Origin of the sequence: Sedimentibacter sp. B4, from assembly GCF_000309315.1 — a bacterium.
GTDB lineage: Bacteria > Bacillota > Clostridia > Tissierellales > Sedimentibacteraceae > Sedimentibacter > Sedimentibacter saalensis.
Genome location: NZ_CANG01000514.1, coordinates 1 through 218, shown reverse-complemented (window position 1 = coordinate 218; position 218 = coordinate 1). Strand labels below are relative to the sequence as shown.

The 218-nt window shown below is 66.1% G+C and carries 1 pseudogene; it reads right to left on the bottom strand.

Annotation, left to right across the window (positions count from 1 at the left end):
• A pseudogene (locus tag BN358_RS27710) lies at positions 1–218 on the bottom strand (PucR family transcriptional regulator); the annotation flags it as partial.

The following is a 218-nucleotide window of genomic DNA, read 5'->3' as shown; positions in this document are numbered from 1 at the left end:
CGAGCCGGCCATGAACGAACTCGGCCGGATCAAGAACGTGACTCGCCGGGTCGACAGCACGGGTTCGTCCCGGCACGAGGATCACCACCATGGCGTCCTTGGTCGCTATCAGGACATCTCGGTCGCCGAACCTCTCGACGATGGCCCTCTCCATGGCGAGCGCTGCTTCGTCGATTCGGGCCCCGCCCTCGGGTGGCGCAGCGAGAAGCACGCAGTGA